The sequence below is a fragment of the Nostoc sp. CCY 9925 genome, assembly GCF_963920935.1.
Lineage (GTDB): Bacteria > Cyanobacteriota > Cyanobacteriia > Cyanobacteriales > Nostocaceae > Nostoc.
Genome location: NZ_CAWUDO010000087.1, coordinates 23,724 through 34,223, shown reverse-complemented (window position 1 = coordinate 34,223; position 10,500 = coordinate 23,724). Strand labels below are relative to the sequence as shown.

8 protein-coding genes are annotated in these 10,500 nt (G+C 43.9%); 4 read left to right on the top strand and 4 right to left on the bottom strand.

Going from position 1 to position 10,500, the window contains the following annotated elements:
• Positions 1-248: 248 nt before the first annotated feature.
• Both ACM0OY_RS30690 and ACM0OY_RS30685 read left to right on the top strand, forming a co-directional pair.
• Positions 249-1,604, top strand: a complete 1,356-nt coding sequence (locus ACM0OY_RS30690; RefSeq protein WP_414572548.1) for an efflux RND transporter periplasmic adaptor subunit — start codon at positions 249-251, stop codon at positions 1,602-1,604.
• Positions 1,605-1,765: 161 nt separating this feature from the next.
• The gene (locus tag ACM0OY_RS30685) at positions 1,766-4,957 is read left to right on the top strand and encodes an efflux RND transporter permease subunit (protein WP_414572547.1); all 3,192 of its coding nucleotides are present in this window, start codon (positions 1,766-1,768) and stop codon (positions 4,955-4,957) included.
• 77 nt (positions 4,958-5,034) lie between these two features.
• Here the strand turns inward: ACM0OY_RS30685 and ACM0OY_RS30680 are convergent, their stop codons facing one another.
• Positions 5,035-5,160 carry a hypothetical protein gene (locus tag ACM0OY_RS30680; protein WP_414572546.1) on the bottom strand — a complete coding sequence of 42 codons (126 nt, stop codon included), beginning with the start codon at positions 5,158-5,160 and terminating at the stop codon, positions 5,035-5,037.
• A gap of 68 nt (positions 5,161-5,228) precedes the next feature.
• Here ACM0OY_RS30680 and ACM0OY_RS30675 point away from each other — a divergent pair, with 68 nt between their 5' ends.
• Entirely contained in the window at positions 5,229-6,029 is an 801-nt protein-coding gene (locus ACM0OY_RS30675; RefSeq protein ID WP_414572549.1) for a TIGR04222 domain-containing membrane protein, read from the top strand.
• 105 nt (positions 6,030-6,134) lie between these two features.
• Here ACM0OY_RS30675 and ACM0OY_RS30670 read toward each other — a convergent pair whose 3' ends face one another.
• Positions 6,135-6,521 carry a hypothetical protein gene (locus ACM0OY_RS30670; protein ID WP_414572545.1) on the bottom strand — a complete coding sequence of 129 codons (387 nt, stop codon included), beginning with the start codon at positions 6,519-6,521 and terminating at the stop codon, positions 6,135-6,137.
• 361 nt (positions 6,522-6,882) lie between these two features.
• On the opposite strand from ACM0OY_RS30670, the gene ACM0OY_RS30665 reads away from it, so the two are divergent.
• Positions 6,883-7,944 carry an SGNH/GDSL hydrolase family protein gene (locus ACM0OY_RS30665; RefSeq protein ID WP_414572544.1) on the top strand — a complete coding sequence of 354 codons (1,062 nt, stop codon included), beginning with the start codon at positions 6,883-6,885 and terminating at the stop codon, positions 7,942-7,944.
• A 370-nt stretch (positions 7,945-8,314) separates the two neighbouring features.
• On the opposite strand, the gene ACM0OY_RS30660 is transcribed toward ACM0OY_RS30665, so the two are convergent.
• Together ACM0OY_RS30660 and ACM0OY_RS30655 are read right to left on the bottom strand one after the other, a co-directional pair.
• Positions 8,315-9,265 carry an AAA family ATPase gene (locus ACM0OY_RS30660; protein WP_414572543.1) on the bottom strand — a complete coding sequence of 317 codons (951 nt, stop codon included), beginning with the start codon at positions 9,263-9,265 and terminating at the stop codon, positions 8,315-8,317.
• Between the two features lie 68 nt (positions 9,266-9,333).
• Positions 9,334-10,428, bottom strand: a complete 1,095-nt coding sequence (locus ACM0OY_RS30655; RefSeq protein WP_414572542.1) for a DUF4350 domain-containing protein — start codon at positions 10,426-10,428, stop codon at positions 9,334-9,336.
• Between the last annotated feature and the right edge of the window lie 72 nt (positions 10,429-10,500).

The window sequence follows — 10,500 nt, the reverse complement described above, 5'->3', positions numbered from 1 at the left end:
CCACCTCTGAACTGGATTCATCCACCTCTGAACTGGATTCATCCACCTCTGAACTCAAAGCTGCAAATGCCCAATTTCGTTTGACATTTGCTTGTCATATTTCTCCCATAATGTGGAGAAAAGGTAATCTAATTTTACATTTCTCCAAAATAATTGACCTTTAATTAGGCGAAATTGAACATGACTAGGGAAGAATTTCCCCAGTCCCCAGTCTCCATTCCCTCTTTATCCCTTAGCTCACTGCCGATATGGATGATACTTCTGAAGCTCAAGTTTCAGCCATTGAAACCCAATCAGATAGTTCTGCACCTTCTGAGTTAGCACATAATCGTTCGGGTAAACCTTGGTTCTGGAGATTGCTGATTCTATTTCTGGCGACTGGTGGTATTATCCTCTGGCGGATGCTGGCTCCTGGTGGGGCCCCACGTTCTTCGGTTGCACAACAGCAGCAAGCGCCGCCCCCAAAGGCAATTGAAACCATCGCTTTGGCAAATGGACGGGCTACAAGAACTGTTCAGCTTTTAGGACAAGTGGAAGCCAGTCAGCAATCAATACTCCGCGCTCAAACCAGTGGAATTGTGGAGAGAATTTTCGTGCAATCAGGCGATCGCGTGCGAGCAGGTATGGCCATCGCCTTTCTGGACGATACCGATCAGCAATTGGCAATTAGCCAAGCACGGGCACAATTGGCACAACAACGTAGCAATCTAGCACGTTTGGAAGTCGGTACTCGCAAAGAAATCATTGCTCAACGTCAAGCAGCTGTCACATCTGCTAAGGCGCGGGAACTGGAAGCACAAGATAATCTCAAACGCACCAGCGATCTTGTGAAAGAGGGTGCTTTGTCTCAAAGATTATTAGTTGAAGCCCAAGCACAATTAAATAACATCCAAGGAGAACGCTTAGAAGCCGAGGCTGAACTTGCTGAAGCCAAAGCCGGGCCGATTCAAGAAGAAATTGCTGCCCAACGCGCAAATGTAGAAGCCGCTAGAGCAGCCTTAGCCCAAGCTGAATTAACACAACAGCGCACTCGAATTCTGGCATCGGAATCGGGGATAGTGCAGACTCGTCATATCAGCAATGGCGATTTAGTGCAAAATTCGAGTGAAATTGTCACCTTAGTAGCTGGCGATCGCTTCGACATTTTCCTAGAGTTACCCGAAGAACTCAGTGGTACAGTTACCCCAGGCATGACAATCGATCTCACCGCCCGTGCCTTACCACAATGGAAACAACGCGCCACCATCACTGCTGTAGTTCCTGCCGCCGATCCTGCCTCCCGTCGTCAGCGCGTGCGTGTCCAAATTAACAAACCACCAACAGGATTAATACCAGGAATGGCGATCGCAGGTAATCTCAACCTCCCCTCAAACCGCCCTAGTTTTGTGGTATCAAGAGATGCACTAACCAGACGCCAAAATCAGTGGTTAGTTTTCACCGTTGCGGATGGCAAAGCCAAACAAATTCCAGTGGAAATGGTTGCTGACATGGGTAAAAACGTCGCAATTTATCATTCCACCTTACGTAGTGGCCAACCCATCGTCCTACGTGGCGGTGACGGATTGCAAGATGGTGCGCCTGTAAAGATAGTCGATCCAACTTAAGACATCGGTTGTACCCAGACTTGCATAGACTTCTTGCAGAAGTCGGTTAAAGAGAAAGAATCAGAGGTATAAATTTTCCTTGTCTCTTTCTCCTTTAACCCTTTCTTCTTCCAAAGATTGCAAACCCAGTTTAAATATGACTTTCTAAATTACGAATTAGTATGAATTTTATCGAAACCGCCGTTCGCTGGCGACATGGTACTTTCGTTCTATTTTGCTTGCTGGCAATGTTTGGGGTATTCTCGTTACTCAAGTTACCCCTAGAATTACAACCAGGAGGCGATCGCCCGGAAATTACAATTACGACTACCTATCCTGGAGCCGGGCCAACGGAGGTAGAAGACCTAATTACCCGTCCCATTGAAGAACAGATGGAACAGGTGCTGGGTGTCCAGGAAATCAGTAGTACTTCTCGTGCTGGACGTAGCAGCATTACACTGGAATTTGCTCAGGATGCCAATGTTCAAGAACGGGTGGTGGATGTTCTCAACCGCTTGCAACAGGTGGAAAGTTTGCCCCCAGAAGCTCAAGAATCGAATGTAGAACTGGTGGGCGGTAACACTTCACCGATGATGTGGATTCCCTTTGATACCAAAGAAGGATTTCAACCGGATGCCAACCGCTATCGAGATTTAGCCGAAGAAGTGGTGATTCCCCGTTTGCGACGAGTGGAAGGAACTGGACAGTTTTTATTGGTGGGTGGACAAGAACGAGAAGTAGAGGTGAAGGTCGATCCCAAAGCATTAAGCGATCGCAATCTCACAATCGGCGATGTAGTCAGAGTTTTACAGGAAAACAACCGCGATATTCGCGGCGGGCCATTAATTTTAGGACGCAGAGAATATCGAGTACGCACAGTCAGCCGTTCCCAGGATTTATCAGAAATCGCAGGCTTTGTGCTGCGACGCGACCAATCCGGTACAGTTTACTTGCGGGATGTGGCAACAGCACAAATGGGACGCAAACCCCAAGATAGTGCCTTGGTGTTCAACGGCAAACCTGGGGTAGCCATTGGTGTGATTCGGCAAATTGGGGCGAATGTGCCAGAGGTGGCTAAAGGCATCCGAGGGGAAATTGCCGCCTTGCAAACTGAGTTCGATAGGCAAAATCAAGGCATTCGCTTTGTCTACAACTACGACGAAAGTGAGTATATCAATCAATCCATCAGTTTTGTCCAAGGCAACTTAGTTAGTGGGGCGCTGTTAGCCACCATTGTCTTGATTCTGTTCCTTGGCTCCATGCGTACCGTTGCAGTGGTGGCAATTACAATTCCCACTACACTGATTATGGTGTTTATTGTCATGTCTGCATTTGGACGCACTTTGAACATCATCAGTTTGGCGGGATTGGCCTTTGCAGTGGGTATGGTCGTAGATAACGCCATCGTCGTGATTGAGAATGTCTTCACCCACATGCAGCAAGGTAAAAGTGCCTTGCGGGCAGCTATTGAAGGTACCCAAGAAGTCTGGGGCGCAATGCTTGGCTCTACCTTAACCAACGTGGTGGTATTTGTACCACTAATTATGGTGACAGGTGAAGCAGGACAACTCTACACCGATATGGCGATCGCTCTTTCTGCCTCTTCCCTATTTTCGCTATTTGCGGCGTTAACTTTAGTACCCATGCTATCGGGATTATTCCTCAAGGAATCAGAAGCCACACAAATGATGCAGGGCGGTGAATACCGGGGAGGCAATTGGTTTGAGCGCATGGTGGCTAAAAGCTCCGTGGTTTTTCGCCATTTCCAAGGTAAACTAGAAAACTTTCTCGCCACTACTGTCAGTTGGTCGCTGGGACGTAAACGCGTTGGTCGCAGATTAATAGTACTCTCGATTCCCGTTGTTTTACTCGTAATTAGCATTTTTCTCTTACCACCTGCGGATTATTTACCGGAAGGGAATCGCAATTTAGTTGTATTGCGGGCGGAACCTTTGCCGGGAACCAGTATCCCCGAAGCAATTCGCCAATCTCAACCCGTGCAAAAATTTCTGCGATCGCAACCGGAAGTTGACCGTATCATGTACGTTGACCGTCCTGGGGCATTGCGCGGGATTGCCACTATTCTAAAACCGGAATTTGCCACCACCACCGGACTCGCCCAGATGGTAGATCGGTTACGCGCTCAAAGCAGCAACTTTGCTGGATACCGCTTTGTCATTCCCACGCGAATTTCTATCTTCCGCGATCCCGGTAAAGAATTTGAAGTGGATATTGTCGGGGATGACCTCAATCAAATTGGCGATTTAGAAAAGCAAATTACTGGTAAATTGCGATCGCTTGGTGGGGTTCAGAATGTGCGATCGAATTTTGTCTTGGGTGCAGCCGAATTACAAGTAATTCCTAACCGCGAACGCCTTGCAGAAGTCGGACTTTCGGAAGCCGAAATTGGTTCAATGGTAGAAGCAGGATTGGGTGGTCGCATCGCTTCCGATTACATTGATGGCAAAGAAGAACTAGATGTCTCAGTGGAATTGCAAAATACTGCTGTGGAAACCCCAGAACAACTGAGCCAATTACCTCTGTATGCGCGGGGACGACAAGTGCAACTGGGGGATGTTGCCGAAGTGGTCGAAACAACGGGAGCCGACGCCATTAACCACGTTGATTTAGACCGTTCAATTACTCTCACAGTCACCCTTGCACCTGACGCTCCCCTGTCAACGCTGGTAGAACGTACTGAAAAAGAAATTCTGGCTCCTTTGCGTGCCAATCTCCCAACAGGCTATCGACTGGAACTCGCGGGTTCAGCGGATCAGTTAGCAACAACTGTTGGTCAATTAGCTGCTGCATTTGCATTTTCGATTTTGATTACTTACTTATTACTCGTAGCCTTATATCGCTCATTCCTCTATCCAGTGGTAATTATGGCAACAGTGCCAATGGGGATGAGTGGCGCACTATTGAGTTTAGTAATTGCCAACCAAATTCCGGGAATGAATGTGGCATTAGATATGATTACCGCTTTGGGATTTGTGATCCTCACAGGCGTGGTTGTGAATAACGCCATTTTGCTGGTCGATCGCGCCTTGCAGCTCCAGCAAGCAGGCGAAGATTATGATGCATCGCTATACAATGCCACAAACGATCGCCTGCGTGCGATTTTCATGTCTGCCGGCACTAGCGTACTGGGAATGTTACCCTTGGCAGTGCTACCAGGTCAAGGTTCAGAGTTATATCAAGGCTTAGGCATCGTCTTAACTGGTGGTCTAGCTTTTTCCACGATTTTGACTCCCACCGTCGTACCCGCACTCATGGGTTTATTACAGGATATCTCTGGACGTAAATCAGGGCGATCGGCAGTTCCAAAAAATCCAGACAAAGTAGTTACAATAAAAAATACTGAAAGTCCCTGATAAATAGCAAGATAGTAGCCAGAGTTTTCACAATCAAGGCATATAAAATTTAGAAAGAGAAATCAAAGGATCAAAATTCAGTGAATCCGAAGAAACCCAGCTTTTTCAATGAGATTTTGTCCTTGATTACTTAACAGATAATTAGCAAAAAAATCTCCGGCTTTTTCTTCATCTTGACCATTTTCTTTAACAATTACAAACAAGTAACGAGTAATGGCATAATCATTGTTTTTTAACGCATTAATATTAATTTTATGATTTTCCCAAGCTTATCCGACATTTTCTGCACCTACCTGATGGCAATCCAGTGGAACAACCTGTACAACTTAAACTTAATGCCTATGAAGCTGCCTACCTTGCAAAAGGTAAAAATCATGTTGTAGATACTGCGATCGCTAGTTTAGTACAGAAGCAATACGCGATCGTAGACACAGAAAAACGAATGCTTGCTTTAAAGGAATCTGTAGAAGAATTGTCTAATCCCATAGAGCGAGCAGTTGCAGATACTATTGCATTGGATGGAAATATTGCTAACATTCGCAGCGCGGCTATTCAAGCAACAGATAATGTTCGGGAGCGATTACGTGAACTTGGTCTTTTAGTGAACCAGAAACAATCTTTCAATGTTAAAACTTACCCAACAATATTAATCGCTGGCTTGTTAGGATTGGGCATTGCCAAGATTTGTGTAGGAATATCTCGCCATAAGCCTGTTGGCTATCTAACTATAATGTGTATCTTCGTGGGTTTTATTGCGTTATGGTTCTGGCTGAGTTCTACTCATCGTAGTCGTTATGGCGATCGCATTCTCCAAGAACTTCACACACAAACACAATCCTTAACAGCAACTAGCAGTACAGATCCCAAACTCATAGTCGCATTTGCTCTTTTGGGTACGACAGTTTTACCAAATGATATGTTTGCTGACTTGAAGAAGGTACTTACTCCAGTCTCTAGTAGCACTAGTAGTAGCAGCGGTTGTGGCGGCAGTAGCAGTAGTTGTGGCAGTAGTTGTGGCAGTAGTTGTGGCGGTGGTTGCGGTGGTGGTTGCGGTGGTTGCGGTGGTGGATAGAAATCTAACAATATTCATTTCAGCACACACAACAGAAGCATAAATCTAGCGAGGTTATTAGACCTGCCTCGAAAATAGGGACTGGGGACTGGGAAAGAGATATTTTCATTCCTTTGGTTGTGCTCGCGTAGCGTGTGCTTTGCGCTCACTCTGTTCATGGAGCCTCTTGCAAAACTTTTGCAAGAGGTCTAATGAATTGCTTCTAGCTAAAATGCTAAAAATTGCTTTGAGCATCCCGACCACAAACCCTTCAGGGCCGTCACTAAAAAACCACGAAAGAGTTTCATTTTCATCAATAAGTAATAGCTTCTTTGCCACACTCACTGAAGATAAAGCAATCCGTAGCGCAAGTGCAGCAGACACGACCTCTGCAAATGTTATAGGTTGAGGCAATGTGGTATTAAGTACTTTTAAAATCTCCACAAATCTGAGATAATACTGATAAGTTCCCCAGTCCGTAGTTTGACTTTTTGCTAGATAAGGGATTTCCACAAAAACATTTAACTTTTCTTGTGGGGTGGGCGTCTCGCCCACCCGTAAGTTAAGAGCAGACTAAATGTCCACCTCATAAGTAGTAGTTTATTTCTTGCTAATCCCTAATATAAATAATATTTTGCTGAAAAAAAGGACTCACACCTAAGAGGTTGTTGGAAAAGTGGTTGGCTGTATCTTTGCACTTATTGATCCCCCCTAACCCCCCTTAAAAAGGGGGGGAAGCAGAATCAAAGTCCCTCTTTTTAAGAGGAGCTAGTGCGGTCTTTTTGGTTTCCAAAATGAGCAACTGGTGTGGATTTCAGGAGACCTAGAACGTTTTGCTACCGAGAAGAGGATTTTTCAAACATCCTCTAAGGCAATGAATATTTTATCTATTCTCTATTTACTTATGCAAAAACAATTGCTGACGACAACATTTTTTATGTTATCTTTGATGTTTCCACTCAAAGTTTCGGCACAGAATTATGATGAGATTTATGTCTTTGGTGACAGCTTCTCTGATACAGGTAATGTATTTAATTCCACAAATGGGGCTATTCCTCCAAGTCCGACTTACTTCAATGGAAATTTTTCCAATGGCCCAGTTTGGGTGGAATATCTCGCTTCTAAGTTAGGGTTAAATTTCAATCCCAACACCAATTTTGCCTTTGGTGGTGCGACTACAGGATTGGATAACTTAGGACTAAGTTTTTTACCAGGATTAAAACAACAAATTAATGACTTTACAACAGTAAATAAGTCCGCCGATCCCGATGCCCTTTATATTATTTGGGCGGGTACTAATGATTACCTTCAGTACTTTTTTGATAACACTCCCAACCCAAAAGAATCCGTCGCCAATTTATCCGCAGCAATAACCTCACTGGCTGCGGTGGGTGCTGAAAATATTATGGTAGTTAACTTACCAGATTTGGGAAAGTTTCCAGTTACAGGTGGCAATAGTCAAACAGCAAGCATACTAACCAGTTTCACTAATGCACATAACTCTGATTTGACCACAACTATTAACTTGTTGAATCAGCAACTAAGTCCTGAGACTAACATTATTCCTCTCGATGTTAATTCTTTATTTAATCGTATCATTGCAGATCCAGAAGAATTCAGTTTTACAAATGTTACTGATTCTTGTGTGGGAGAATTATCGGTGGTGCCTATCGAAGTTCCGGTCAAGCCAGTTGTATGTGAACCAGACAAGTTTTTATTCTGGGATGAAATCCATCCAACAACCGCAACTCATGAGTTAATTGGAGAATTAGCATTTTTCGCCGTCAATTCAACCTCTATCCCTGAATCTTCTACGGTGTTAGGAGTGTTGACAGTTAGTGGTTTATCTGCATTATCGCTTCGGAAACGCCGTAGCTATCAGTTCAGTGCAAAACAAAGCAATCAAAAAGGAAGAAGTACTCAGATAATAAGCTAACTAAAGGTTAAAGGGAAAAACAAAAAGAGTCTTCCTTTTCCCCCTCTTGCAAGAATAGTTTTGCAACAGATCTATTAAGTCTATTGTTGTAAAGCCGTGATTGGGTGCATCCCAGGTTTTATTTAGCAACGAGAGAATAACTGTCATTGCGTACCCCTCCGGGGAAGCAAGCTACGCCTAGCGTCTCGTAAAGAGGAGGAACGATGTACCCCTACGTGTAAGCAAGGTACGCGCAGCATGTCGCAGACAAGCAATCGCATGGTTTTGTTCTTAGTGCAAGATTTTGCGATTGCTTCACTCCACTTCGTTGCGTTCGCAATGACATTCAAAAAACTGAGATACAAAAGACAATTCCCAATCTAAAATTGTATCACCTTGGAACCGGCACTTGATTAATTACCGACGCAATTACCGCGTCAATTTGTAAACCATCCAGCATTGCTTCTGGTTTCAAAATCAGTCGATGACGTAGCAATGGCGATGCAACTGCTTTGACATCATCTGGTGTCACAAAATCCCTTCCAGTTAACCAGGCTAGGGCTTGAGATGTCTGCAACCAAGCACCAGCGGCGCGAGGCGATGCACCCAAAGTTAAATCGGGATATTGACGCGATACTCTCACCAAGGCTAACAAATAATCAACGATCGCTTCTGATACTTTAACTTCTTTGACTGCTTGTCGTGCTTGCAAAATATCGGCTACTGTGGCTACTGGTTTCAAACGACTAATATCCAAGCGCCGTGCTGCAAACCCCCCTTGACGATTGAGTAACATTTGCTTTTCAGCAGCTTGGTCAGGATAATCTACCACTAATTTAAATAAAAATCTGTCTAACTGTGCCTCTGGTAAAGGATAAGTCCCCTCAAATTCTAGGGGGTTTTGGGTTGCGATCGTCCAAAATAAATCCGGCAAGGGTAAACTTTCACCATCCAAGGTGACCTGCATTTCTTCCATCGCTTCTAGCAGCGCTGCTTGTGTTTTGGGGGGAGTACGGTTAATTTCATCTGCTAGCAGTACTTCGGTAAATATTGGCCCTTTTTTTAAAGTGAAATTCCGGCTATTCAAGTCAAAAATATTTGTACCAGTTATATCTGACGGTAAGACATCTGGTGTTAGTTGAATTCGGCGAAAGTCTCCTTGAATTAACTGTGCTAATACTTTTACTAAAAGGGTTTTACCAGTTCCCGGTACTCCTTCTAAAATTATATGTCCACCAGCTAACAGCGCCACTAAAACTTGTTGTATGAGGCTAGATTGTCCGACAATTACTTGGTTAAGATTTTGGCCAAGGCGAATTAAAATAGAATGCGTTTCGTTCATAATATTAATTTGTCATTTGTCATTTGTCGTTTGTCATTTGTCAATTGTCATTAATTACGAATTACGAATTACGAATTACGAATTGATCTAATGGTTCGCCATTTTCCCAACCAGCTTAACAGCTCTTGTTCGCTCATGGGTTGTTTGCGTGATTGTAGCTTTAAAACTGCATCTAGATCTGCGGCACTTGCACCTGTTTTTTCCACCCAGACATTGAGTAAAGCTTTGTGTTCTAGCGGTATTTGCCCTAATCCCAAGGCTTTTTGGAGTTGCAATTGTTCTTGTTTACCCACCATCTCAATCACAAAGTCGGTGGTATCAGCTTTCTGTAATACTAAGGCTAAGGCTTGGATGTATGCCTCACTGTTGTCTGTAAATGGTGTATCTAAAGTTACTAGTTTGCCAAAACGGCGATTCTGGGCCCAAATTAGCGCCAATAGTAGGATACCTGCTTGGATCAATATTGGAAATAAAGGAGTTTTAGCAAAAAAAGTAGACAAATCTCCTTCGCTTTCTTTTTGCCTGACATCGGCATCTTTATAGCCGTGGATGTATTCATCCACGAGTATTGTCTTACTGTTTTTCTGGACTAAATCGGCTAAATACTTAAAATTACTGAAATTATCTTGGTAAGCATTGGCGGCTAAATAAGGGGTGGTAGAAAAAATTATGTTGCCTTGCTTGTATTTTTCTTGCCAGACTATAGCACCAAAGCGATCGCCTAAATCAATTTGCTTTTGGCTAACTTTTTTATTTCGCCTGCGCGTGTCAATTTTTATATCCCCTTGGGGGGATTTTTGCAAAGTGCTAAAGTCTGCTTCTGTAACTCGTCCCCCAACGCCTAAAATTACCAAGGTATTTCCTTTTTCTACCCATTCACGTTCTTGACTATCGAGGGTTGTATCTCTGGGATAACTGCTAACCACAAGAAGGGTAACTGGGCTGTTCTCTGGTCGGATCTCACTAAAAGGCTTTTGCCAACGCTCAATGGAAATCCCTTGATTTTGCATAAAATTATACCAAGCACCATAGCCATCAGGGGCGCGATTATAAGTAGAGCCGACATGAATTTTGCTATTATTAGGAGCTGCGAATAAACTCAGTAAAATAAGCGCTGCAATTGCGATCGCTCCCATCCAAGCAAGGCGATTTGAACGTTTCATTTTCTAGTTTCACAATGATAATGTTTCAGGTGGGATTTCTGGACTTGTGTATACACTGGTTGGAAGTACGGT